General features: G+C 38.4%; 25 protein-coding genes and 1 other annotated feature. Of the genes, 12 read left to right on the top strand and 13 right to left on the bottom strand.

The window, feature by feature from the left end:
* Positions 1-7 precede the first annotated feature (7 nt).
* Positions 8-994, top strand: a complete 987-nt coding sequence (locus tag B2R82_RS21580) for a peptidylprolyl isomerase (protein WP_286926982.1) — start codon at positions 8-10, stop codon at positions 992-994.
* A 57-nt stretch (positions 995-1,051) separates the two neighbouring features.
* Here the strand turns inward: B2R82_RS21580 and yhaM are convergent, their stop codons facing one another.
* Genes yhaM through B2R82_RS21565 form a run of 3 tightly spaced genes read right to left on the bottom strand, consistent with a single transcriptional unit; the run spans position 1,052 to position 6,098 of the window.
* A complete protein-coding gene (gene yhaM, locus B2R82_RS21575; protein ID WP_286926981.1) occupies positions 1,052-1,990 on the bottom strand; it encodes a 3'-5' exoribonuclease YhaM in 939 nt (312 codons plus the stop codon).
* Entirely contained in the window at positions 1,987-4,878 is a 2,892-nt protein-coding gene (locus B2R82_RS21570; protein WP_286926980.1) for an AAA family ATPase, read from the bottom strand. The genes yhaM and B2R82_RS21570 overlap by 4 nt, the downstream gene beginning before the upstream one ends.
* Before the next feature lie 5 nt (positions 4,879-4,883).
* The gene (locus tag B2R82_RS21565) at positions 4,884-6,098 is read right to left on the bottom strand and encodes a metallophosphoesterase family protein (RefSeq protein WP_286926979.1); all 1,215 of its coding nucleotides are present in this window, start codon (positions 6,096-6,098) and stop codon (positions 4,884-4,886) included.
* 264 nt (positions 6,099-6,362) lie between these two features.
* Between B2R82_RS21565 and B2R82_RS21560 the strand changes: the two genes are divergently transcribed.
* Positions 6,363-6,548: a YhzD family protein gene (locus B2R82_RS21560; RefSeq protein ID WP_283869523.1), complete on the top strand. Its 186-nt coding sequence runs from the start codon at positions 6,363-6,365 to the stop codon at positions 6,546-6,548.
* Between the two features lie 61 nt (positions 6,549-6,609).
* Here the strand turns inward: B2R82_RS21560 and B2R82_RS21555 are convergent, their stop codons facing one another.
* A complete protein-coding gene (locus B2R82_RS21555) occupies positions 6,610-7,392 on the bottom strand; it encodes an enoyl-CoA hydratase (protein WP_286926978.1) in 783 nt (260 codons plus the stop codon).
* A gap of 137 nt (positions 7,393-7,529) precedes the next feature.
* Here B2R82_RS21555 and B2R82_RS21550 point away from each other — a divergent pair, with 137 nt between their 5' ends.
* Both B2R82_RS21550 and B2R82_RS21545 read left to right on the top strand, forming a co-directional pair.
* Positions 7,530-8,495 (top strand): rhodanese-related sulfurtransferase, encoded by a 966-nt coding sequence (locus B2R82_RS21550; protein ID WP_286926977.1) that lies wholly within the window; start codon positions 7,530-7,532, stop codon positions 8,493-8,495.
* Positions 8,495-8,974 carry a hypothetical protein gene (locus tag B2R82_RS21545; RefSeq protein WP_286926976.1) on the top strand — a complete coding sequence of 160 codons (480 nt, stop codon included), beginning with the start codon at positions 8,495-8,497 and terminating at the stop codon, positions 8,972-8,974. The genes B2R82_RS21550 and B2R82_RS21545 overlap by 1 nt, the downstream gene beginning before the upstream one ends.
* On the opposite strand, the gene B2R82_RS21540 is transcribed toward B2R82_RS21545, so the two are convergent.
* Positions 8,953-10,605 (bottom strand): FAD-binding dehydrogenase, encoded by a 1,653-nt coding sequence (locus B2R82_RS21540; protein WP_286926975.1) that lies wholly within the window; start codon positions 10,603-10,605, stop codon positions 8,953-8,955. The two genes, B2R82_RS21545 and B2R82_RS21540, sit on opposite strands and share 22 nt — an antisense overlap.
* A gap of 407 nt (positions 10,606-11,012) precedes the next feature.
* Positions 11,013-11,251, top strand: a binding site (T-box leader).
* A 235-nt stretch (positions 11,252-11,486) separates the two neighbouring features.
* Between B2R82_RS21540 and serA the strand changes: the two genes are divergently transcribed.
* From serA to B2R82_RS21500, 8 genes are all read left to right on the top strand, one after another.
* The gene (serA, locus tag B2R82_RS21535; RefSeq protein ID WP_286926974.1) at positions 11,487-13,094 is read left to right on the top strand and encodes a phosphoglycerate dehydrogenase; all 1,608 of its coding nucleotides are present in this window, start codon (positions 11,487-11,489) and stop codon (positions 13,092-13,094) included.
* A gap of 143 nt (positions 13,095-13,237) precedes the next feature.
* Entirely contained in the window at positions 13,238-13,825 is a 588-nt protein-coding gene (locus tag B2R82_RS21530; RefSeq protein WP_286926973.1) for an RNA polymerase sigma factor, read from the top strand.
* A complete protein-coding gene (locus tag B2R82_RS21525) occupies positions 13,785-14,543 on the top strand; it encodes a hypothetical protein (protein WP_286926971.1) in 759 nt (252 codons plus the stop codon). Before B2R82_RS21530 ends, B2R82_RS21525 begins: the two co-directional genes overlap by 41 nt.
* A complete protein-coding gene (locus B2R82_RS21520; RefSeq protein WP_286926970.1) occupies positions 14,537-15,418 on the top strand; it encodes an ABC transporter ATP-binding protein in 882 nt (293 codons plus the stop codon). Before B2R82_RS21525 ends, B2R82_RS21520 begins: the two co-directional genes overlap by 7 nt.
* Positions 15,415-16,650, top strand: coding sequence for an ABC transporter permease subunit (locus B2R82_RS21515; RefSeq protein WP_286926969.1), 1,236 nt, complete (start codon positions 15,415-15,417; stop codon positions 16,648-16,650). Before B2R82_RS21520 ends, B2R82_RS21515 begins: the two co-directional genes overlap by 4 nt.
* A gap of 22 nt (positions 16,651-16,672) precedes the next feature.
* A complete protein-coding gene (locus B2R82_RS21510; protein ID WP_286926968.1) occupies positions 16,673-17,782 on the top strand; it encodes an ABC transporter permease in 1,110 nt (369 codons plus the stop codon).
* A gap of 104 nt (positions 17,783-17,886) precedes the next feature.
* Entirely contained in the window at positions 17,887-18,384 is a 498-nt protein-coding gene (locus tag B2R82_RS21505) for an RNA polymerase sigma factor (protein WP_286926966.1), read from the top strand.
* Complete coding sequence (locus B2R82_RS21500) at positions 18,371-19,303, top strand: hypothetical protein (protein ID WP_286926964.1); 933 nt, start codon at positions 18,371-18,373, stop codon at positions 19,301-19,303. The genes B2R82_RS21505 and B2R82_RS21500 overlap by 14 nt, the downstream gene beginning before the upstream one ends.
* A 147-nt stretch (positions 19,304-19,450) precedes the next feature.
* Here the strand turns inward: B2R82_RS21500 and B2R82_RS21495 are convergent, their stop codons facing one another.
* The 8 genes from B2R82_RS21495 to B2R82_RS21460 form a co-directional block, all read right to left on the bottom strand.
* Complete coding sequence (locus B2R82_RS21495; RefSeq protein WP_286926962.1) at positions 19,451-20,926, bottom strand: aldehyde dehydrogenase; 1,476 nt, start codon at positions 20,924-20,926, stop codon at positions 19,451-19,453.
* A 16-nt stretch (positions 20,927-20,942) separates the two neighbouring features.
* Entirely contained in the window at positions 20,943-21,137 is a 195-nt protein-coding gene (locus B2R82_RS21490; protein WP_283869531.1) for a 2-hydroxymuconate tautomerase family protein, read from the bottom strand.
* Positions 21,138-21,154: 17 nt separating this feature from the next.
* Positions 21,155-21,946, bottom strand: coding sequence for a 2-keto-4-pentenoate hydratase (locus B2R82_RS21485; protein ID WP_286926961.1), 792 nt, complete (start codon positions 21,944-21,946; stop codon positions 21,155-21,157).
* Between the two features lie 17 nt (positions 21,947-21,963).
* The gene (gene dmpG, locus B2R82_RS21480; protein ID WP_286926960.1) at positions 21,964-22,977 is read right to left on the bottom strand and encodes a 4-hydroxy-2-oxovalerate aldolase; all 1,014 of its coding nucleotides are present in this window, start codon (positions 22,975-22,977) and stop codon (positions 21,964-21,966) included.
* A 15-nt stretch (positions 22,978-22,992) separates the two neighbouring features.
* Entirely contained in the window at positions 22,993-23,877 is an 885-nt protein-coding gene (locus B2R82_RS21475; RefSeq protein ID WP_286926958.1) for an acetaldehyde dehydrogenase (acetylating), read from the bottom strand.
* 2 nt (positions 23,878-23,879) lie between these two features.
* Positions 23,880-24,668, bottom strand: a complete 789-nt coding sequence (locus B2R82_RS21470; protein ID WP_286926957.1) for a 2-keto-4-pentenoate hydratase — start codon at positions 24,666-24,668, stop codon at positions 23,880-23,882.
* 12 nt (positions 24,669-24,680) lie between these two features.
* Complete coding sequence (locus tag B2R82_RS21465; RefSeq protein WP_286926955.1) at positions 24,681-25,160, bottom strand: flavin reductase family protein; 480 nt, start codon at positions 25,158-25,160, stop codon at positions 24,681-24,683.
* A gap of 295 nt (positions 25,161-25,455) precedes the next feature.
* Complete coding sequence (locus B2R82_RS21460; RefSeq protein ID WP_286926953.1) at positions 25,456-26,421, bottom strand: catechol 2,3-dioxygenase; 966 nt, start codon at positions 26,419-26,421, stop codon at positions 25,456-25,458.
* Between the last annotated feature and the right edge of the window lie 3 nt (positions 26,422-26,424).

Below are 26,424 nucleotides of genomic sequence, written 5' to 3'. Positions count from 1 at the left end.
ATCCACAATGAAAAAGACTGTATTATCTTTAACATTAGCCGCCTCTGTTTTAGCGCTTGGAGCTTGTAGCGGAGGGGACAGTAAAACGATTGCAACATCAAAAGCCGGTGATATTTCAGTAGCTGACTTTAATGAACAAGCAAAAACTTTAGCAGGTTCTCATGTAATTCAACAAATGTTGACAGAAAAAGTATTAGCTGACAAATATAAAGTAACAGATAAGGAAATTAAAGAGGCTTATGACAATTACGTAGCTCAGTTAGGTGATAATTTTGACCAAGCTCTTGTTCAATATGGCTTAACTAAAGATGGCTTTAAAGAGTTTCTACGTATTCAGCTTCTTTCAGATAAGGCTTTAAAAGATAAAGCCTTTAAAGAAGAAGATATAAAAAAATATTATGAGCAGATGAAAACAGAATTAAATGCTCGTCATATTTTAGTGGCTGATGAGAAAACAGCTAAGGAAGTTATTGACAAAATTAAAGGTGGCGCTGCTTTTGCGGATGTCGCAAAAGAGTATTCCACTGATACTGGTTCTGCCGCAAAAGGTGGAGAGCTTGGCTGGTTCTCTGCTGGTGCAATGGTTGAGGAATTCAGTGATGCTGCTTATGCTCTTCCTTTAAAAACATTAAGTGAACCCGTAAAATCAAGCTTTGGCTACCATATTATTGAGGTTACGGACAAGCGTGATGTAAAAGGTGTTGGCTCATTCAAGGATGAAGAAGAAAATATCCGTTCACAAATGATGGCTAAATTAGTGAACACAGGTGAAGATCAACAAGTTCTTAAAGATATTATTGCTAAAATGGCTAAAGAAGCTGATATAAAAACATCTGATAAAGATTTAGAACCTGCTATAAAGGCCCTTACAACTACAAGTGAGGAACAAGCTAAAGCAGCTGAAGAGGCAGCAAAAAAAGCTGAAGAAAAAGCAGCTAAAGAAAATAAAGACAAAGAAGAGAAAGCTGAAGATACTGAAAAAGAATCTAAATAGTCATTCTCTTACTATACGAAAAGGGTTACGCTTGTATCAGCGTAACCCTTTTTTCATTCAATAGATAGTTGGCTTATAAAACGATCGATTATCGAGTGGGAATAATCTCTCTGTAAATTCACCAGGAGTTGTTTTACCAAGTGCTCGTGTTAGCATGTTCATCTTTGCATCAATATTATCAATATAATGCAAAATTTCTGCTTCCTGAAGCATCGGCTTTTTGGGACTACCCCATTCCTCCTTGCCGTGATGGGATAAGACCATATGCTGCAATAGCATAACCTCTTCTCCCTCAATTTCTAGTTCACTAGCAATCTTAGCAATCTCATTTACCATAATCGTAATATGGCCAAGTAAATTCCCTTCAACAGTATACATTGTTGCAACTGGGCCAGAAAGCTCTACTACCTTACCAATATCATGCAAAATAATGCCCGCAAATAATAAGTCACGATTTAACGTAGGATATAAATCAGCAATAGCTTTGCCAAGTCTCAACATTGATACCATATGATCAAGTAAGCCTGAGGCATAATCATGATGATTTTTGGTCGCTGCTGGAAATACTAAAATAGCATCCTGATGTTTTTTAATAGCTGCTCGTGTAATTCTTGAAATATGAGGATTTTTAATTTCAAAGAAATATTGTGTTAATTCTTCATAGAGTTGTTCTTTAGGTGTAGCTGAAGAAGGAACTAAATCATGGATTGCAATTCCCTCCTCTGGTTTAGCTACGCGAATGGATTTTATTCGTAATTGATTTTTCCCACGATAGTCATGTATTTCGCCACCGACACGGACAATAGCCTCGGCATGATACATTTTTTCATGATCTTCATTTGTATCCCACAGCTTTGCCTCAATGTCTCCACTTTTATCTTGTAATAACAACGACATAAAGGGCTTGCCAACCGTTGTAACCCCTTTTGTCGCTTGTTTAATTAATAAAAATTGATCAACTGCTTCTCCAACCTGGAGCGTCGTTATTCCTTTCATGTTGACGTCACTCCCCTTTCATTTGCTAATGCGCTTATATCGACAATTTGATCTTTGTGCCAATATTTAAGCATCGTGTCATGACAAGTAAAATATAGAATTTGGCGTTCATATCCTACTTCTTTCATTAATTGTACCATTTTGTCTGTTCGGATTCGATCAAAATGGACAAAAGGATCATCCATAATAAATGGAAATGGTGCAGAAGTTGAAAGTGTTTTTGCTAGTGCCATACGTAGTGAAATATAGGCTTGTTCCTTTGTTGCCTGTGATAATTCGGCCATATGATAATGTAAGCCACCAGCAGCATCCTGAGCGACAAAATAGCCAGCATCGTTAATGAATAGCTTCGTATAACGACCACCAGTTAATAAACAAAAGATTGCATTGACCTCTGTTAAAACATAAGGTAGCTTCTCCTCTCTTAAGCTGAATAATGTTTCATGAATAGCATTAGACAATGCCTTTTTTGTTGCCCATTGCCCTATCAGCTGCTGCAGGATAGATTTCTCTTGCTCAAAATGCTGAAGTAATTGACCATAATTCTCATCATTTAGAAGATGCTCCTTTTGGACTTGGAGTGTAGCACGTTGCTCTAAGCAATGATCGATTGCTAACTGACTCGCATCCTGTTCTGCTTCTAGAGTCTTTAAACGTTCACTTAGCTGGCTATCATGCATCAATGCCTCATCGTTTGATAAATCCAATGAAGCAAGTTGACTTTTTATTGTTAGGAGTTCAGCTTTGAATTTCTGCTGTTGTTCATATTGCTCATGTGTCTCGTAGTACTCCTTTTCTAATTGAACATTTGCCTCATTAAATAATGGAGCAAATTGTGATTCAACGTTTTCTATATGAGATTCTATCCCTTGAATATTGACAGTAAGATTAGTCAATTGTTCTTTTGCTTGCTGAGTCATTTGTAGCTCTTGCTGTAACGTAAGGAATGTAGTACGCAAATGCATAAAAATTTCTTGTTCACTGTACTCTGCATTGAGAGCCTGTTGTAGCTGTTCAAATAGCTCACGTTTTTCCATCTGTATCGTTTGTAAAAGGTTACTTGTACTTTTCCTTTTTGCCTCCAGCTCTTGTGCTCCCCGTATTCGCATAAAAAGCTCTGGTAACAATGTTTTTGCTATATTACCCTCTAATCGGAAGCGCTCTAAAAATTGTTGCAGTGATTGAGTTGCTGCCTCACTCACCCTTTCAGCCTGTTGAATTTTATATTCTAGCTGTACATATTGACGTTCTTTTTCTTGTTGCTGCTCATGTACCTGCAACAAGCGCTCCTCATGCCTTTGTTTTTTCCAAAGAATCGTCTGAGCAATATTTTCTTGCTGCTCTAATTCGCGAATTTGCTGATTGGGCTGTCCCGATGCTTTACTTTCATCTCTTGAGAATTTCACATATAAAATAAGGAATAAAGCGATAGCTGCTCCTAAAACGATGACAGCCATGTTTTTCTCAAAAACACCATATATAATTGAACATATACTTATAGCTAATAAAATCCATATTATGGAACTGGATTGTTTCTGCTTTGAGCGCTGTGACCTTCCATGACGGTATTGCTCTAGTTTCCGTTTACGTTGTGGCCACTGTGCTAAAATATGTTCTTCTTCTGCTGTTAATGCCTCCTGTTGAAGACGCTGCTTATGCTGGGCAATTGAATCTAGTTCAATGTGTATTTGCTCTAAGGAACGTAAATGAAATTTTAACTCTTCCTCCGCTTCCTCTAGTAGACTTAGTTGTTGCTGAAATTGCTCCTCTTGCTGCAATGAGACCGTCTCCTCAAGGAGCTTCAACTGTGCTTCGCTTTCCTGTACACCTAATAATCGAAACTGTGCTTCTATTTCTTGCTCTAATAAATATAAATCATCCATTAAGTTTTGTTCTTTTACAATTAACTGATTCCATGTCGCTTCCTTATTCAAAAGTCGAGACATTTCATGAATAGCTTGCTCATCCACTGTTAATTGCAGTTTTTGCTGCAGTTCATGGTACTGCTCTTTTTGCTGCTGCAATTGCCATGTTTCGTGCATTAGCCGGTCCTTTAATTGCTCATAGCGCCTTATACCTTCTGGTGGAAACTGCACATGCTCATAATTTTTTAATGTTTGCTCCAAAGCCTTCTGCTGTTTCATAAGGGGCATTGCCTGCTTAAGAATATTGAGCTGCTGCCAATTCTGTTGCTGTATTTTTTGCTGCTTATACAAATCTTCAAGCTTTTGATCATGCCGCTTTAATTGCAGCAATTTGTCCTCAAAGCTTTGAATATTGCTCTGCTCCTGTTTAATAGTGCGCTCAAGTTGCTTTAGTTGCTCTAACTTTTGATTAATAATAGGTATCTTGCCCGACTTTTTAAACAGATCCCCAGCCTCTTTTTCCAATTTCTTTTCAATAGTAGACAATTGCTGAACACCTGTTGTTCCGGAAGCAATCAACAAATGTGTTAACTCCTCCTCAGACATTTTCTCAATGCCCTGTAATTCGTGTAAAGAAAAGGAGAAAATTGATTCAAAGGATGCCCTTGAATAGCCATAAAGCAGCTTTGCTAATAGCTCATCTTGTCCAACTGTACCATCTTCAAGATAAACCGTGACCTCTCCAGTTGCCTTTCCTTTAACACGCTCAATTGAACATTGCCCGTATATTGGGTGCCAAACTGTCAGCTGACCGCCAAATCTAGTTGATGTTTTCGGCTCATATTTGCGTTGTGTTTGTTGCTTTGTAGGAAAACCAAAGAGCAATTGTAAAATAAACTGTTGAATGGTTGTTTTTCCTGCCTCGTTCATGCCATAAAATATAGTAACACCGTCAGATAAAGAGATTGTGATATTTTCATGCTTCCCAAAACCATATATTTGGATTTTTCGTATCACTAGCATGTCATTCACGTCCTTTGAATTTCTTCTGCTAATAATTCCTGTGCATTGTGCATTAAGACTTTAATGTCCTGTTCTGTTAAAGGGTCGATAAATCTTGCTCCACCGGCATGTTGATATAGGTCCTTTAGTATATCCTTCCATGCTGTGATATCCCATTGCTCCATTAAATTCACCACAGATTTAGTTGCAGCAGTATGTTCGTACAGTGTTGATGAAGTATGTAGCACTAGCTTTTGTACCCAACACATTGGTTCAATCCCATCTTCCGCCTCTCGTATAGTTTCTAGCCATGCATCCACAGTAGCATGTTCAAATAAAGAAGAGGCGTGTTCATCAATGTTTTTTAAATGAAGTTCTACAACAGATGCCCCGTAGGCTTGTCGATTGAGTGAAAGTGCTTCCTCACATTTTTTTAAAAGTTCATTTGCATGAAACATATTTTTGCAATCTACCTCCACTGTGTTATAGACGACAGCAGATGTCGGTATAAAATCCAGTTCAACAGAGGCTTGCGATAAAGTGACATCATAAAAACCTTTGATCCCCTGTTCCTTACGATGTCGACTTTGAATATTACCAGGATACACAATAGGTGGATTTTGATGTAGCAGCTGGCGTTTATGGATATGTCCTAAAGCCCAATAATGATAGTTTCTTTCAAGTAGCTGTTCCTTTGTGAAAGGTGCGTAAACTGCATGTGTGGTATCACTAAACTCGCTACCATGGAGCATACCAATATGAAGTACATGTTGGTCAGAGGCAATAGGATAACTCTCAATCTTTGATTCCTTTACATGACGTTCACTATAACTAAAGCCATAAATATTCACTTGCTGTCCTCGTATATTTAGCTGAACAACACTTGTTTCCGCTGGCAATTCATAGACGTTACTTGGTAAGGCGAAGCGCGTCCAAGAACCATTTAAATGATCGTGATTTCCATAGCTTAAAATCACTGGGATATTATGCTGAAAGAGTTTTTCCATAGCCTCTTGGAATCGACGTTGAGCCGGTAAGCTACGATTTTCACCATCATAGATATCACCAACTATTAGTAAAAAATCAGGCTTCTCTTGAATAGCTTTATCAATAATTGTATTAAAAGCTTCAAAGGTACTTGTTCGAATTTTTTTAAAATTATGTTCAGGTAAACCAAATAAGCCCTTAAATGGACTATCTAAATGTAAATCCGCCATATGAAAAAAACGAATTGCAGACATCTAATCACCTCAAGTAATAAATAATTTGAACCTTTGGGACATCCTCTCACAATAAAATATCACCTTTGATTCAAACCGAATATTTGTTCTATTTTATCATACTTCTCATTAGATGAGAAATTTATTCAATATATCCCCTATTAAGATCGCCTTTAATTTTCCACAATTTTCGTAATTTATCAAAATTATCGCTAGATTTACCGTGAAGTTTATAAATCTTCTATGTATAATAGATATATATTTATGTAAAGGGTGGGGTGTAGAATGGAGAATTATCGTTTCACAGCTTTTGAAAAAACAGGGGAAACATTATTCGATGAAACATGGACTTTCGAAAACGATGAGACTGCAAAAATTAACGGTCAACAGCAAATCGAAGAAAAAGGTGTTGCCGATAAAACTCATCGCCTTGTCAACTCTTCTGGTAAATTAATATTATTCCATGTCTAAAAGTGACTAGTAAAAGGCACGTAGTAATAGCTCTACGCGCCTTTCACTATGTTGTTCCTATTTATTTCCCTGCAAAAACAGGTGTTCTCTTCTCAACAAATGCATGAATTCCCTCTAAATGATCAGCTGTTTTCCTCATAGCTGTTTGCCCCTCTGCCTCCATTGCCAAAATACTTTCTAATTGCGGTAAATTTTGAGCATGCAGTATTTTCTTAGTTGTGATCATGGATGCAATTGGGGACGCCAACATTTTTCCAACGAGTTGGTCAGCCACTGCAAAAACAGATCCCTCCGGAGCCACGTAGTCAATTAATCCTGCTTCATGTGCCTCTGCTGCAGTTAATACTTTGCCCTCCCAGATCATTTGCTTTGCCTTAACAGTGCCCACACGTTCCTTCATAAAGAAATGGCCACCTCCATCAGGGATAAGTCCAATACCAATGAAATTCATCGCAAGCTTACTATTTTCACAAGCCACAACAATGTCTGCCCCTAAAGCAAGACTAAAGCCTAATCCCGCAGATGCCCCGTGAATTGCCGCAATAACAATCATTGGTAGTTGATAATAGGCTTTTACAATGCGTGTTAAATAAACCATGGCCTCCTCAATATTAAGCGGTTTATTTGGATCTAGCATCGCTTTAATATCCCCACCTGCAGAAAAGACCTTCCCTTCTCCACGAATAACAAGCACCTGTATATCCTGCTCTTGTTGTAATGCCTCAAAGCACTCTGCCAGCTCCCGCATCATCACATCATCCATCGCATTCATTGCCTGTGGACGATTTAACGTCAATGTTGCTCGACGCTCTAATTTTTCCAAAGTAATTGTTGAAAATTCCATCCTAGCACCCCCAAATATGAATAGACATTCACTATGTATTATTCGAGTTTTTTTAGAAAACTCCTTCTCTGTTACGCAAACTTGCACTTGATATGCTATATTAAAGGTCGAATATTGTTTAAAGGTGGTTAAGTATTGTGACACAGAAAGACTATTGTGTATTACTTTATTATAAATATATTACGATTGAAGATCCTGAAGCATTTGCTGAAGAACATTTAGCGCTATGTAAAGAAATCGGACTCCTTGGTCGTATTTTAATTGGGCATGAAGGAATTAATGGTACAGTTTCAGGTACTATTGAGCAAACGGACGCTTATATGGAGCAGATGAAGGCTGACTCTCGTTTTAACGATATCATGTGGAAAATAGATGAAGCGGAAGGACATGCCTTTAAAAAAATGCATGTTCGCCCTCGTCGTGAAATAGTACACCTTGGTTTAGAGAATGACATTAATCCTTTAGAAATAACAGGTGATTATTTATCACCAAAAGAATTTATGAAGCGCATGCAAGAGGACAATACCATCATTATTGATGCACGTAATGATTATGAGTATGATCTTGGACATTTCCGCGGGGCGATTCGTCCAGATATCGAAAACTTCCGTGATCTTCCAGATTGGATGGAGGAACATAAAGAGCAATTTACAGGTAAGAAAATCTTAACATATTGCACAGGCGGTATTCGTTGTGAAAAATTCTCAGGTTGGTTAAAGCGTGAGGGATATGGTGAAAGCGTTGCTCAATTACATGGAGGAATTGCCACATATGCAAAAGATCCAGAGGTAAAGGGTCAGCTTTGGGATGGGCAAATGTTTGTCTTTGACCGACGTCGCAGTGTACCAATCAATCAGGTTGAGCACGTGGTTATTGGACGAGATTTCTTCACTGGCGAGCCATCAGAACGCTATACAAACTGCGCAAACCCGGAATGTCATCGATTAATGCTTTGTGAAGAAAAGCATGAAGCATTTTATATGCGTAGCTGTTCAGATGATTGCCGACGTGCAAAGCGGAACTTCTTCGTTGAAGAAAATGGCTGGACACCTGAGCAGATTGAGGAACAAATTGCTAAAATAGCTCAGGTTCAAGCAGTTTAGTGAGTCACCTTAAATATTCTTGTGATTTTTCACATCAAAAAAGCATCATCCAATTTACGGATGATGCTTTATCGTTTTATGGATTGTTTTTATTTAGTACCTTAGTAGTTTTTTTAGACCCGAGTGGTTTTGTACCTTACCTGAGCGCTTTCTCCTTTGACCCGAGCGGTTTTTCCCTTTACCTGAGCGCTTTCTTCCTGAACCCGAGCGATTTTACCCTTTACCTGAGCGCTTTCTCCTTTGACCCGAGCAGTTTTATCCTTTACCTGAGCACTTTTCTCTTGCACCCGAGCGGTTTTACACTTTACCTGAGCACTTTCTCCTTGGACCCGAGCGGCAGTTTTACACTTTACCTGAGCACTTTCTTCCTGGACCCGAGCAGTTTTACTTTTTACCTGAGCGCTTTCTTCCTGAACCCGAGCTATTTCTCAGCACAATCGGGCTTTCTTCCAATTTCTTATTCTCTTTTAGCTAAGTAGCGCCCAACCTGTCGCCCACTGAATAAGCAACCTCCGACAAATGTTCCCTCTAAAGCACGATAACCATGAACACCGCCGCCTCCAAAGCCACTTACTTCGCCAGCAGCAAATAAACCTGGTACTGGCTGACCATCTATCCCGAGCACAGCGCCATCTAAATTTGTCTGTAGGCCCCCTAACGTTTTCCGCGTTAAAATATTTAAACGTACAGCAATCAACGGCCAATTATGAGGATCTAATATCTTATGTGGCTTGGCAACGCGCACTAATTTATCCCCAATGTAATTCCTTGCTCCATGGATGGCATTAACTTGCAAATCCTTTGTAAATTTATTATCCATTTCCCGATCTCTTGCCATTATTTGTTCTTTAATTTTCATGAAATTAAGAAGCTCGTTACCCGCTAATTTATTCATACCATCCACTAATTCCTTTAAGTTATCCGCTATTACAAAATCCTCTCCATGTTCTTTAAAAGCCTGAATTGGAGCTGGCGGACCTGGTAAAATACGTTTAAGGACTTCTCTTATGCTTTTATTGGTTAAGTCAGGATTTTGTTCAGAGCCCGATAAAGCAAACTCCTTTTCAATTATCTTTTCCGTTAAAATAAACCATGAGTACTCATGGCCTGTTTTTTGAATGGCTTCAAGCGTACTCAATGTATCAAAACCCGGGAAATTGGGTGCACTAAAACGATTTCCTTCTGCATCAAACCACAAGGATGACGGACCAGGTAAAATACGAATTCCGTGATTAGGCCAAATCGGGTCCCAATTTCTTAAGCCCTCTGTGTAATGCCACATACGATCTCGATTCACAATACGCCCTCCCGCATGCTCTGTAATCTCTAGCATTCTGCCATCTACATAGGCAGGTACACCACAGACCATATTTTTAGGTGGTGTGCCCAGTCGTTGTGGCCAATTTTTTCTTACTAAATCAAAATTTGCTCCTATACCACCACTAGCTACAATTACAGCCTTGGCTTCATAGTTGAACTCACCTATTCCAATCCTTGAACTTTTCTCACCACGGCTTGCATAACTTTCAGCTAAAATTGTCCCACTTATTCCGTAAATCTTTCCTTCATGTTGAATAAATTCATCTACACGATGTCTTGGTTTAAAATCTATAAAACCATCCTTTATTGCCTTATTTACTTTATCTACAAAAGGCTTGACGATCCCAGGTCCTGTTCCCCATACAATATGAAATCGAGGCACCGAGTTACCATGACCTCCCGCTAATGAGCCTCCTCGCTCAGCCCAACCAACTACAGGAAAGAACTTTATGCCTAACGATTTTAGCCATTCATATTTTTCACCTGCTGCGAATTCAACATAGGCCTTTGCCCATTTAAACGCCCATGAATCCTCGTCTTCCAAGCGATCAAAGCCAGCAGTCCCTTGCCAATCCTGCCACGCTAGCTCTTTACTATCTTTAATACCAAGTCGTCTTTGCTCAGGAGAATTCACTAAAAATATGCCACCAAAAGACCAATAAGCCTGTCCCCCCATTGAATTTTCTGGCTCTTGGTCTACCAACAATACTTTTTTCTTGGCATCTACTAATTCACACGCAGCGACCAAACCTGCTAACCCTGCTCCGACAATTGCAACATCATACAACATTTTACACCCCCAAAAATCGGTCATTCCTTTACTTACATTCTTCCCTAATAGTTCGTTTACCTTCTACTTTTTATATTTTTGACTAAAGTGTGACAAGAAAATAACGTTCGTCTTCTTCTTGAAAATATTGAAAATTTCACTCACTTCAACAATCATCTCCCAATAAATTGCCATATAATTTTTCAGCTCGACTTTATCTCAAATGCCCATTTTACTTGACTTAAGACATTTCGTTAGCGCTTTCATTGTCCTCCCCTAAAAGACGAACTATAATTAAATAAAAACAACATAAAGTTCGCTTTTTGGTATTTTTCAGACTTTTGAAGTCAATATTTTTTAACTTTTTCAGAAATATTATTGACAAAGGTGAACAATAGGGATTATGATGATATCAAATTTAATTACACAAAAATATAACGACGGAGACACGCTAGTCGCAAGAAAATCTTAAGAGAGCTGATGGTTGGTGTAAATCAGTGATTTCTACGATAATAGTTCCACTCCTGAATAGATAGGCAGAATATTTCAAAGTAAGCTTATCCGTCACATGCACGTTACGCATATAGCTAAGACTGCAAGAAATCTTTCAAGCAGTGATTAAGGGTGGTACCGCGAACCAATGTTTATTCAGCCTTTCGCCCCTTACAACGCAATAATTGTGTTTGTAAGGCGTGAAAGGCTTTTTTATATTCATTCAGAAAATCTTAATTGTACAAAAGCCAAATTTTCTGTAGCACGGATGAATAAAGATAAACCTTCTGGCGGATGTCACGGATTTTGAAAGGAGATTGTTTGCATGCTGTAAGATGTACGAATTTTACAAATTTCAAACTATCGAATATAGAAACTATTAAATTTTAATTAAAAGGAGCTAATTACAAATGACTACTGCAACAAAAACAATTAACGTATTTATCGCTGATCCACTAAGTGAAGATGGTATTTTCCCACTTCGTCAAGAACAAGATTTAGATCTTAATATCATTGTTGATACTGGTTTAGCACAAGAGGAATTAATGGCAAAAATTGCTGATGTAGATGTACTATTAGTGCGTTCTCAAACAACAGTAACACGCGAAGTAATTGAAGCAGCTAAAAACTTGAAGCTAATTGGACGTGCTGGTGTAGGTGTGGACAATATTGACCTTACTGCTGCAACAGAGCATGGTATTATCGTAGTGAATGCTCCAGATGGTAATACAAACTCTGCTGCTGAGCACACTATCGCCATGATGACTTCCCTAGCACGTCATATTCCACAAGCATTTAATACATTAAAAAATGGAAAATGGGATCGTAAATCATATGTTGGGGTTGAGCTTAAAAATAAAACATTAGGTGTTGTAGGCTTCGGTCGTATCGGTGTGGAAGTAGCATATCGTGCTAAAGGTCAACGTATGAACGTAATGGCATATGATCCATTCCTAACAGATGAACGTGCAAAAGAATTAGGCGTTACAAAATCAACTGTTGAAGAAATTTGTGAAAATGCAGATTTCATTACAGTACACACACCACTTCTTCCAGAAACACGTAATCTTATTAACAAAGAGAAATTTGCTATGATGAAAGATGGCGTACGCATTATTAACTGTGCACGTGGCGGTATTATTAATGAGGACGATTTATACGATGCTATCGAAGAAGGTAAGGTAGCAGGTGCTGCTCTTGACGTATTCGTATCTGAGCCAGCAACGGATCATAAGCTACTTACTTTACCACAAGTAATCGCAACACCTCACTTAGGTGCATCTACAATTGAAGCTCAAGAATCTGTAGCTGTGGATGTTTCAAATGATATTATTAAATTCTATAAAACTGGTACTGTAACTAACCCAGTGAATATGCCTTCTATTCCGAAAGAGCTACTTGCACAAGTTGAACCGTTCTTCGAGTTAGCGGAAAAACTAGGTTCATTCTTATCTCAAGTGACAGCTGAGCCTGTAAAGGAAATCAATTTATCATATGCTGGCGAGGTAGCAAACTATGATGTGCGACCATTAACATCAAATGCATTAAAAGGCTTATTATCTAAAAATCACGGTAACCATGTGAATGACGTAAATGCTCGCTACTTATCTGAGCGTATCGGCATGAAAATTAATGAGCATAAGACTACAACAGCTAAAGGCTTCACTAGCTTAATTACGATTGAAATTAAAACAGCGAATGAAACACATACTGTAGCTGGTACATTATTAAACGGTCTAGGTGCACGTATTGTCAAAGTAGAAGACTATGTTGTTGACGTGATTCCACAAGGTCACCTACTTTACATTAAAAACACGGACAAACCAGGTGCAATCGGTCGCGTAGCCACAAAGCTAGCTGAAAAAGATATTAACATCGCAACAATGCAGGTTGGCCGGGCACAGGTTGGAGGAACAGCTGTCATGATGCTTACAATCGATAATGTGGTAACAGAAGAAGATTTGAAATTCGTTGCACAATTAGAAAATATTGATGAAGTAAAAGCGATTAGCCTATAATTTAATAGAGTTTATGGTAAAGGGCCTGAGTTAAATACTCGGGTCTTTTTTTATGTTCTCACTAAAAAATTGCTGAAATTAAAACTATTTAAAAGAACTTTACGAATATATAAATGAAGCGATGAAAGTGATGTGATAATGTGATGGATTTAGAAAGCCGATGGATAAGGCGTGTGCAGCAATCAGCTCATGAAGAAAGTGCTAACTTACTTGTTAAAAAATATTATAAAGAAATTTTTGCATTTGTTTATAAGCAAGTTTTGGACGAACAATTAGCTTTAGATTTGACGCAGGAAATTTTCATACGCGTGCTGCAGGCTATTCCTAATTTCAATAAGAAGAAAGCAGCTTTTCGCACATGGCTTTATCGTATAGCTTCCAATCATTGCATCGATTATTTTCGCTCAAAGTCGTATCAAGCTGGCCAGCTAACAAACTATGTAGAAGATCTTGAACTTATAGATGTAGTAGATTTAGTAGATTACCTTATTAAAAAGGAAGATTTAGAGGAAGTAAATTATCTACTTTATAAGTATGAAGCACAGACCCAGCAAATTCTTCGTTACAAATTGTTTTTAGAGCTGACTTTTCAAGAGATTGCAGGGCTTTTGAATGTATCAGAATCGACGGTCAAGACAAGATATTATGCAGGGTTTAAAAAACTAAGAGAGGAAATGGAGGCAAATATACATGGAAAGCAAAAAACAGTCGATTCCATATCCAGCAGATGAAGAGATTGAACAGCAAGTTGCTTATATTATCAAGCAAGGGCTACCAGTAAAACAAAGCTTCATACATTTACTGCTTGACTTAAAGCGTCAAATTGGCTGGAAATACGTTTTCCTTAGCTATGGTGAGGCATTGTTTAGTGGACTTATAACGTTAATGATCTTCGGCTATATTTGGCTAATAGTTGATGAAACACCAATGGAATCTTCTGTGTTTAATGGTATGTTCTTTATGCTCTCACCGCTTGTTTTCCTATGCTTAACGGCATATGCATATTATCAAAAACAATCGAATAATACCTTTGAATTAGAAATGACGATGAAGTATACGGTCTTTCAGTTACTCGTATGCCGTATGCTTTTCTTTAGTGGCATAGCTATTTTAGTTAATATGTCATTTATCTTAATCTTATCACTTAAGGTCGAAATTGATATATTCCGACTATTACTTCTATCTTTAACAGGGTTATTTTTGTTCTCAGCAGGTTTACTATTATCACTTTACAATGGACAAGTCTTCAAACGAAGTATGGTGTTTATCATAGTTTGGATATTAGGAAATACCCTTTTACTTAACACAGTAGGTCAACAGTATGCACGAGTTTTAGACAGCATACCAATTGCAGTGTACATTGTCTTACTTATAGGAGTACTGGCACTATACCTTTATTCAATTAAACGTTTAATGACAAAAGATCAGGAGGGGGTTTTTGAATGTTAGTCGTTCAAGATGTAGGGAAAAAGTACGGAGATTTTACGGCTTTACATCATATTAACTTACAGTTTGACAATGGTATATACGGTTTACTTGCTCCAAATGGTGCTGGTAAAACAACTCTTATAAAAATGTTAGTAACATTGATTAGTCCATCAACCGGCGACATTTTTTATCAAGGACAACCTATTCAAATGCTTGGACAATCATATCGGGAGCATGTTGGCTATTTACCTCAGCATTTTGGTTATTACAAGCATTCTACACCAAAGCAATATTTAAGTTATTTGGCAGCATTAAAAGGGATGGACAAGCAAACCGTAGCCAGTCGTATTGATGAAGTACTCGATATGGTAGCACTGAAAGATGTGAAAAATAAAAGAATGCGGAAGTTTTCAGGTGGGATGATTCAACGAGTTGGCATTGCACAGGCACTTTTAAGTGATCCTAAAATTATTGTGCTAGATGAACCAACAGCAGGGCTTGACCCAAAGGAGCGTGCTCGCTTTAGACATATGCTGTCAGAGCTTGCACGAAACCGAATTATCATCATTTCGACCCATATTGTATCCGACATCGAATCTATTGCGAACGAAATTATCATGATAAAAAATAACGTCATCTCGTATAAAGATTCTGTTGCTAATATTTGCGCAACGCTCTCAGGAAAAGTTTTTGAAACAACAATGATGTATGAGGACTTTACTGAATTCCGCAAAAGTTATGTGACACTGGCAGAAAAGCAAGAGCAAGGAAAGATGATTGTACGCTTTGTCGCGGATGAAAAGATTGAGTCGTCCTGGAAGTCAGTTGAACCACAGCTCGAGGACGTATTTTTAGCGGAATATGCACATGAAAGTACGACTGGTGGTAACAAATGAACATTACTTGGCTAGAAATGAAAAAAGCATTATATTCACCTACCATTTTAATACTACTCGTGTTGTTTTCTATTTTTAATATTTTCACGATTATTAGTCATTCTTATGGAAAAGACGAATTAAAAATAGCAAATGTCATTATTGAAAAGTATGGTGAAGCTTTTAATGATGATATTTTGGATAATATGCAGAAAGACTTGAATGCTGATGTTAAAAAGCTTGTTCCACAGTTTCAAGATGCAAATGCTTTTATCAATTCCATGAATGATGAAAAATATCAAAATTCTACTTTAGCTGAGCAACATGAAATTGATCGAATACATTTGATGCAATTATATATTAATCTTGGAAAGAGTTTAGATGAACGCTACTCAAAGCTTAATATTGAGACACTAAAGGAAGGAACAATTGCTGATTTCGGCTTAACGAACTGGTCGGCTGACGTTATCACAAGGGAATTCGATAAATTAAATAATCGCTTCACTGAAATGAAGGAAACTAAGGAGTATAAAAAGTGGTTTTTCGCAAGTAACTATCGAATGCATAGCGAATTATTTAAAAATCTTATTAAAAAAGTCGCTATGGAAGGTGTAATACTTGTAGTACTTCTCACAGCTCTTATTACAAATTATGAATTTGAACATCGGACACAGCTTGTAACATATGCATCGAAAAAAGGACGTCTATTGATGTGGCATAAATTAATCGCAAGCCTTTTAACGACTCTCCTTATATTATCGCTATTATTTGGAATATCATTAATAACCTTTTTCACGGTATATGATTATTCTGGCGTTTGGACAGCACCTATTACCAGTGGCTTGAACTGGGAATATACGTGGCCACATATAACATGGTGGCCAATTGAGCTCTGGAAGTATTTATTATTAACAATTACTATACTTGTTATCACTTTACTTATTATCTCGCTCCTTACATTTTGCATAAGTACATTTTTAAGAAATAGTTATCTCTCTTGGATACTATGTATATTAATTCTTGTAAGTATGTTTGTTGTACCTATGTTCTTCAGTGGTATGCCTACGCTATTGCTACTGATGCATTTTAATTTAATACTTCTCTTACTCAACCCCCATCAGTATTTTTCAGGTGTGTCCAATTTGATGATGTTTGAATACCATGAGGTTTGGACTTTAGTTTTATGGGGTCTCATTAGTTTACTTTGTGTAACATACGTTTTCAGACGATTTAATAGAAAGGATATTGTGTAATATGCAGCTATTTTGGTTGGAAATGAGGAAAATATTTTCCTGGAAGATTGTAGCGTTAATTGCATTTGTGAATGTACTTCTCTATTGGTTATTGTTTGAGTTTAATATAACCTATTTTCCCAATGGTCGTCCTGCGGGAGATACATTTGCGATTGAGCAGCAACTAATTCCAATGTATGGGGCAGAAATAGACGAAAAAGAATATAAAGAAATAGTAGCCATGTACGAGCAGGAGAAAAAGAAGGCAGATACATTTTTAGAACATGATCCGAAAGCTGTGGCATTAGGTATTACAACATACGAAGCATTCAGTGATCCGGAGAATGAACAGCAGTCAGAGTATTTTAATGCTATTACTTTTCACAGCGAAGAGGATTTTCCATGGGTATTGCAAGCATGGGGAAGTTTAATTGAACGTTACCAACACCATGAAATATCACTTCAAGCAGAAATGGAACGCACATCTGGGGCACAGCAGCAGCGCTTTAAGCAGTTATTGAATGAGAGAAAGCGTACGATTTACTCTAACACTGTATTAGATAATTTCCGGAGTATTACAAATAGTTTAGCTATTATTATATTTTTCAGCATTGCTATTCTGCTATCTCCTATTTTTCTTAGGGACAAGGTAACATCTATTATTCCATTGCAATATACATCGAAAAAAGGACGTAGAATTTTTTGGATAAAATGGCTTGCAGGGCTCGTCAGTGCAGTGATTATAACAATTGTATTAATGATTATTTATTTAACTATGTATGCAACAAATAACACTTCTTCCCATTTTGACTTACCATTGTCTTCATTTAACTGGAACTATTACTGGTACGATATGACGTTTTTCCGATATATTATTTTATCAATCGTGGCAATCTTTATTGTAACTGTACTCTTAGGTATATTATCGATGGCAATTTCAACATTTGCTCGAAATACAATTGCATTAATTGGTATTCAAATTGTCGTTATGTTTGGCATGATTGCTGGTGTCACGAATTATATGATTTCAGACATTATTTCGATTTGGCATCCGAAATGGCTAACACCAACTGGCTATATTTTTCTTATCGGCCTTACAATAATACTTACACTCTATGCTTGGCGACGTGAATCACAAAAAGATATTTTATAAAAAATTGCGTACTTAGCCATTTTCGGCAAGTGCGCTATTTATTTTTTTGTAAAATGATACTTTTCAGAAAGTCACTCGTCTTTAAGAGAAAGGAGGTGCACATTTTGACAATTGAAGAGCTATTTTACTTACATAATCAAACTATTTTTAAATACTTATATTACTTACTCAATGATGAGAAATTAGCGGAGGATTTCACACAGGAGACATTTGTTCGCTATTTAAAATATCAGCCGACGATCAAAGAAGATGCGGAGCTTGCTTGGCTAAGGAGTACTGCACGTAATCTAGCCTACGATCATTACCGACGGAAAAAACTTATTCAATTTGTACCGTTTTTAAATGATCATGAAGAGCTTGAGCCAACCTCACCACACCAATGGCTAATCCAGCAAGAAGATTCAAAGAAGCTTTATCTTGCAATTAGTAAACTTAAGCTTACCTATCGGGATGTCATTATTTTACGTAAAATCGAGGGTTTATCCATTCAGGAAACTTGTGATGTACTTGGCTGGAATGAAGGAAAGGTAAAAAACACATTAAAACGTGCACTAGTTGCATTAAAAAAGCAGCTTGGAGGTGAATTTGATGAAGAGCAATGAGGAATCTTGGCAACATTTACGTGACTTAAAATTAACTAAGCAGCAGCAAGAAAAAATATTACACAATATTACTACTCCTACTACAATAGAAAAACGACCGATTAAAAGGTCTTGGAAAATGCCTACTGTGTCTTTGCTATTTATCACAGTTCTGTCTATTTTAATTTTGTCCTTTATCCAGGGGCCAGCCAACTCCCCACTGACAACAGATACAAACAAAACAATTGCTAAAATCTATGTACACAGCAATGAAAACAAAGAAACGTTCATCGCGAAAGATTCATGCCTTTATGTACCTCAGCAATGCTATACAAATAAGCAACTTTTAACTCAGCTACAAGAACAAATGGAACATGCACCTACAGTTTCAATAACAGCTCAACAGCGGGAAGCACATGGTTACTTTAAACCTCACGATTTGTTGGTTGTCTATTCAGATGGTATTCAGGAGAAATGGAAGGTACTAAATAACGATACCCTTTTTAATGTCCAAACTAAACGTGCCATTCAATTCGACAGGCATTTTGACATGATAATCAATTCCCACGATTATCAGCGTCCTTACAAATTAATCGTGTCAAAACTCTTTTTATTTGTTTCATTTTTAATACTATGGCTTGCAAAAAAAAGAATGCCTCATACCGAACGACGCTTTTTTGCTGCTACAGTTGAGCATGCCATCGCAAATGCCATTATGCTTGTCTTGTGTGCAGGTATTTTATTTGCTATCTATTTACTGATGCATTCCATACACGCTACGATTATATACAGCTTATTTACGTTCTACTCTATTATGCAAATATACTATCGTAAAAAAGCAGGTGAACCGCGAGGATACCTAATAGCCAGTGCTGTGGTTCAACTATGTATTGCAATAGCACTTACATGGCTATATCTTGGATTTAATGCACACTTTTAGTGAAAGTTTCGATAAAGTTTGAGTTTGTTTCGATATTTCTCTAAAAAGTTTCGATAAAACCTCAATTTGTTTCGATACTCCATCAAATTTTTTCGATAAGATGCATTTTAATCAGTGGAGGGCCAATTCGTCCTCCACTGATTATCCTCATTTCAACGCAATACATATATTTTTTGCTTCTGTGAAAAATTCTAAGCTATGGTGGCCGCCCTCACGTCCTATGCCACTCTTTTTAAAGCCTCCAAAAGGAGCTCGTAAGTCGCGCACAAACCAGCAATTTACCCAAATTGTACCTGCACGTACATCATGTGAAATACGGTGGGCACGCTGTAAATTTTCGGTCCAAACAACTGCATTTAAACCGTACTCTGTTCCATTAGCTATTGCAAGTGCCTCTTCCTCTGTATCGAAAGGGATAATTGTAACGACAGGACCAAAAATCTCCTCTTGGCAAATGCGAGCTTGCGGATTTTCCTGTAAATAAATTGTGGGCTGTAAATAATAACCCGTACTTAAATGAGCTGGTAATTCAGGACGTTTACCACCATAAATAAGCGTAGAATTTTCATATTCAGCTATACTTAAATAGCTTGTTACCTTGTTATAGTGTGTTTCACTTACAACTGGTCCCATATTCGTTTTAGAATCTTGAGGATCACCAACAACTAATGCTGCAGCCGCTTCTTTAAAACGTGTAAGGAATTCATCTAAAATCGCGCGTTGTACTAAAATCCGCGATCCTGCTAAACAAACTTGACCGGAATTCATGAATGCGGCTTGAATCGATACGGGGATGGCTTTTTCTAAATTGGCATCTTCAAAAATAATATTGGCTGCCTTTCCCCCTAACTCAAAGGAAACCTTTTTCAATGAATCAGCACCGTTTTTCATGATTGCTTTCCCCGTCGTTGTTTCCCCTGTGAAGGAAATTAAATCAACTTCAGGATGTGTTGTCATAAATTCTCCAGCTGATTGTACGCCAAAGCCGTGGACAACGTTTACGACACCGTCTGGAATACCCGCTTGCTGTGCAATCTCCCCAAGTAACGATACAGTTAATGGTGTAATTTCTGCTGGTTTTATGACCGCTGTATTTCCTGAAGCTAAACATGGACCAAGCTTCCACGTTGTTAGCATAAACGGTAAATTCCAAGGAGTTATCAATGCCGCAACCCCAACTGGTTCATAGCGCGTATAATTTAAATAAGCATCGTCCATGGGATATACTTCACCGCCTTGCTGTTCCATAAAATCAGCAAAAAACTTCAAGTTTTCCGCAGCACGAGGTATTTCATGTTCTAATGCCACTTGATAAGGCTTACCTACATCCAATGCTTCAAGGCGTGCTAACTCCTCTTTGCGTTCTAGAATAATTTCTGCCATCCGGCGAACTTTTGCCAAACGCTCGGATACAGGCATTGTACGCCATGGACCTTCTTCAAAAGCTTGCCGTGCAGCTTCACATGCTCGATCCACATCTTCAAAGCTTGCTTCATGAACTTTTGCAATAATTTCCTGGGTCGCAGGATTTTTCACCTCGAATAATGTTTGAGAAGAAGATTCTACATATTCTCCATTTATAAATAGTTTAACTTCTTTCAATTTCGTTTGTGTATTCTTCATCGTTGACCACTCCTTATTATTCATTTTGACGACGTTGGATAGACTTTCCTGCAATTCCCCAATGTGTGCTTGGGATTTCATTTAAGCACACACGAACTGTTTCAAGTGGTGCCTCTAATACAGATGAAACGGTTTTGCTTACTTCTGCAATTAACCGTTCCTTTTGCTCTGGTGTCCGTCCATCAATGAATGTTATTTGAATAAATGGCATTACACCTTCCTCCTTTGCTATCGTTCTACTTGAACTGTTAACGACTCCATACCGTCAAAGCTTACAGTAAAGTTATCCCCTGCATGCATTGTTGCAGAGCCTGTTAATGCGCCACTTAGCACAATATCTCCTGCTCGAATATGTTGTCCCCGAGCGATTAATTTATTGGCCATCCATGCAATGGCTCGTGCTGGATGCCCCATTACTGAACCTGCTGTGCTTGTCGCAAAAATCTCATCATTTTGTGTGAAAATACAGCCCATATTCACAAGATCCACTTCGTTCACCGCATATTTTTGCGAACTCACTATGTAACGCGAGGAAGATGAGTTATCAGCAATCACATCCGGTAATGTAAAATTGAAATTTAAATAACGACTATCGATAATCTCCATTGCAGGAGCAACATAATCAGTTGCTTCTAACACTTGTGCAACGGTTACAATTGGGCCACCTAAATCCTGCCTAAATACAAAGGCTATCTCAGGTTCAATTTTCGGGTGAATGAAAGACTTTAATGAAATCGGCTGCTTTGCATTTAACGCCATATTCGCTAACAGCACTCCATAGGAAGGCTCGTGAACACCCATCATTTGTTGTTTTGCCTTACTCGTTAACCCTAGCTTTAGCCCCGAAATGGTTGTTTCCTCATACGTACACTTCAGTTCGATTAATTTATTTTGAATATTATAGGCGGTTTCCACTGTCAGCTCTGGATATTGATCAACAAACTTTGCAACTTCTGTCCTCTCTCTCTCTGCTTTATACAACGCATACGCAATTTGATCTAACGTATCGGTTTTCATCATCGCGCGTTCCTCCGCTTCTAGTTTACTGTCTGCTTATGATTGGCTATCTCACGAGCAATTTCTGCAATTAAATCCTCTTGCCCACCTACTGCCTTCATTTTGCCAAGTTCTACTAAAATTTCACGCTCATCTACGTTATATTTTTTCGCCGCTTCCTGCGTAAATAATAAAAAGCTAGAGTAAACACCTGCATAGCCCATTATTAAACTAGAGCCAGTTATTTCTTGAGGTTGGGGCATAAATGGTGCAACCACTTCATTTGCAACATCGATTACACTATATAAATCAATACCAGTTTCATAGCCCAGTCGATCAAAAACAGCGACCATCACTTCCGTTTGTGTATTACCACTACCAGCACCTAAACAGCGTAAGCTTCCGTCCACATATGTAGCTCCTGCTTCAACAGCGGCTAGAGTATTTGCTAGAGCCAGTGATAAATTATTATGTGCATGGAAACCAATTTCACAAGAAACATGCGACTTTAATGCAGCTACTCGTTCCTTGACCTCATGCGGAAGCAAAGCACCTGCTGAATCTGTTACATAAATGATCTCAGCACCGTAACTCTCAAATAATTTTGCCTGCTCAACGATTACAGATGTTGGAGCCATATGTGCCATCATTAAAAATCCAACTGTTTTCAATCCTAGCTCTCGACTTAAGTAAATGTGTTGACCAGCCACATCAGCCTCGGTTACATGGGTTGCAACGCGAGCCATTTTAGCTCCAGCCTTCACTGCATTTTTTAAATCTTCCTTTACACCAATGCCTGGTAAAATTAGCACCGAAATAGCTGATTCCCCACATTCTTCTCTCGCTGCTTCGATTAACTTCAGTTCATCTACTTTGGAAAATCCATACTGTAATGAGGAGCCCCCTAGTCCATCTCCATGTGACACCTCAAAATAGTTCACCTTTGCCTTTCTTAAACCGCGCGCAACCTCTCTCACCTGCTGCTCTGTAAATGCATGACGCATAGAATGACTACCATCACGCAATGTCACATCTAAAACTGTTATTTTCTTCATTTCACTCACCTCCGTTTAATTCGATTTCACTGTTTCATGTTGCTGTTTAGCGATCTCATTTCCTACTTGTACTGCTGCGGCCGTCATAATATCGAGGTTTCCCGAGTAGGTTGGGAAGAAATCTCCTGCTCCCTCTACCTCTAAAAAGATGGATACTTGTTGACCATTAAAAATAGGAGCACTAGTTAGTCGATAGCCTGGTACATATTGTTGAACAGCTTGCACGATATCTTCAATTGCTTTTAAAATGTCTTGCTCCCTATTACGCTCATTTACCAAAACATGCACGGTATCACGCATTATAATCGGCGGATCAGCTGGATTTAGAATAATAATGGCCTTGCCCTTTTTCGCTCCACCCACGTCCTCTATTGCCTTTGCTGTGGTCCGTGTAAACTCATCAATATTTGCCCGAGTACCAGGTCCAGCGCTTTTGCTTGCTACGGTAGCAACAATTTCCGCATATTCAACATCAGCTACTTGATTAATCGCGTAGACAATTGGAATAGTCGCTTGCCCACCGCATGTTACCATATTGACATTGTCGGCCATTACGAATTTTTTCAAATTAGCGCACGGTACAACAAACGGACCAATAGCTGCTGGCGTTAAATCAACAATCTGTTTACCAAGAGCAAGTACTTTCTCACTATGCATCAAATGTGCCTTTGCCGTTGTCGCATCAAACACAATATCAAAGAGCTCTGGACTGGCCACTAAGCCTTCTATTCCATTGGTGATTGTATGATAGCCACGAGCCTTAGCACGTTGAATTCCCTCAGAAGCAGGGTCAATTCCTACCATGACACTCATTGATAGGTAATCACTACGCTCGATTTTGTACATTAAATCGGTTCCAATATTACCAGAGCCTAAAATCGCCACTTTTAGTTTTACCATCTTCATTTCTCCCCCTTCAGCCTAAACGTAGCGGACACAGCACCTAAATGAGCAAACTCTGCAACAAACGTATCTCCGTCCTCAATGGTAACTGCGGCTGTCAAAGCACCTGCTAACACAAATTCACCTGCCTGCAAACCGATATGATATTTACTAAGCTTATTAGCTAACCATGCAACTGCACGTAATGGATCACCCATTACAGCGGCAGCGGCGGCACTATCAAACAACTCGCCGTTTCGATAAACATTCATACCAATATGTGGTAAGTCTACATCTAGCAATTTTGTTGGCCTCCCACCAATAATCACCATGGCGGAGGAACCATTATCTGCAACCGTGTCTTCAAATCGAATTTTCCAATCAGCTATTCGACTATCAATTACTTCTAGTGCAGGGACGATGTAATCCGTTGCCTCAATAACATCCTCCACTGTAATATTTGGTCCATATAAGTCCTTCTTTAAAACGAACGCAATCTCAAATTCCAGTTTTGGTTGAATGAAATGATTGAGAGAAATTGTTGCACCATCGACCTCCACCATATTCGATAAAATATGACCATAATCTGGCTCTGACACATTAAATTGCTGCTGCATCACCTTACTCGTTAAGCCGATTTTCTTACCAACAATATGCTTCCCCTCCTGTTGCTTTGAAGCAATTTGAAGTAATTGAATAGCATAAGCATCATCTACAGTTATATCTGGAATAGTAGAAGTTAAGGGGGCGATAGGTTGCTTCAATACCTGAGCTTCCTGTAATTTCTCTGCAAATAATTGTTTATCCATAGCCTCTACCTCCTAGATTTGCACCGGTGTTTCCGATGATAGTGCACCATATCGTCCATTAAAGAATAGCAATGGCTCCCCATCTTCTAGATGAATATTTTTTACTCGTCCGATAAATAATGTATGATCACCTTCTATATACGTGCTTGCCACCTCACAGCTCACTTGTGCAATAGCCCCTTCAATTGTTGGAGCACCTTGTAAATCACCAAATGTTACATGACGCTCTTCTTTGATTTGTCCAGCAAATAGCATTGACAGCTCTTGCTGCTGGGCAGATAAAAAATTGACAGTAAATGTTCCACTTTGTTGGATATGCTTTAGCATAGAAGCTTTTTCCCCAATAGAGATGACAACTAATTTCGGATTAAGTGAAATAGACATGAACGCATTTGCAGTCATGCCATGTATTTTGCCATTAACATTTGTTGTAATCACAGTGACACCTGTTGCAAATTTCCCCATCGCATTTCTAAATAGACGATCCTCCATTACATAACCTCCTCATGATTTAGTACTGTCTTAAATACTCTGAAATAGTATTTAAGACAGCTGTTTGGACTTTTTTACAGATACAATACAAGCTTATTTATTATCAAAGTTAGCGATGATATGGTGACTGAGCGACTCTCTTAGGATTAGAGATAGATTGAACTTAGGCTAAGTCCTGTGATACCGCCTTCATGACCAACATCGTGTCGCTTCCGCTATGTTACACTGTGCTTTCCACAAAAAAAATCTGTTGCTCCGCGGAAATCAACCCACATTGTGATAACTCTAGTATTGTTTATTTCACTGGAACCTTTACTGCTCGATCTGGTGTACCATATAGGAAATATTCATTTGGTAGTGGAGAGCCGTACCAAATAATCGCTTCATCTAACTCATTCTCGCGCCACGTTATCGGCTTCCAATCGGGATCGAAAATCAGATAGCCTGAATCGCCAAATAATTCAACTCGGTTGCCACCAGGCTCCATCACGTACATGAAATATGCTTGACTCACACCATGCTTTCCAGGCCCAGCTTCAATTTGAATACCATTTTCTACAAAAATATCAGCTGTATCCATTAGGTGCTGTGGATAGCCATACCAAAATGCAATATGATGGAAGCGGCCGCTATTGCCAGTTTGATCGTTCATTAACGCTACCTCATGTACTAGCGGGCTAACACTCATCCATGCTCCGATTTCTTCATCATTGTTCAACACAATTTGTTCCCGTAACTTGAAGCCTAAATGCTCAGACATAAACTCACGGTTTTTAGCCACATCCCTACACATTAAGTTGATATGATCTAAACGTCGGGCTGGCACACCCATTAATGGACGTTTTTGTGGACGGCTTTTTAGCAATGTTTTTTGATCTTCAACTGGCTGAAAATAATCTACTTCCCACAAAATTTCTTGATTGTGGCCATCTGGTGTGGCGAATTGGTAGGCACGACCGTGACCTAAATCACCATCAATCCAACCTTTCCCATAACCACTTTTTTCTAAAGCTACGACGCGACGCTCCAGTGCTTCTGGTGAACTTGCACGCCATGCAGAATGTCCAAGACCTGCTTCTTTCCCTTCTGTAAGCTTTAATGTGTGATGATAAAAATCTTCATAGCCTCGTAAATATACCGATTGCCCTTCACGCGCTGTAATTTGTAACCCCATATAATCTGTGAAAAACTTTAAAGATTCCTCTGGCTTTGGTGTAAAAAGCTCCACATGCGCTAATTGTGCTACATCAAAATTTGACATCAA

Source organism: Lysinibacillus sp. UBA6686, from assembly GCF_002455205.1.
Taxonomy (GTDB): domain Bacteria; phylum Bacillota; class Bacilli; order Bacillales_A; family Planococcaceae; genus Lysinibacillus; species Lysinibacillus pakistanensis.
Note: the sequence above shows the minus strand (reverse complement) of the source record. Positions and strands in the feature narration are given on the sequence as shown.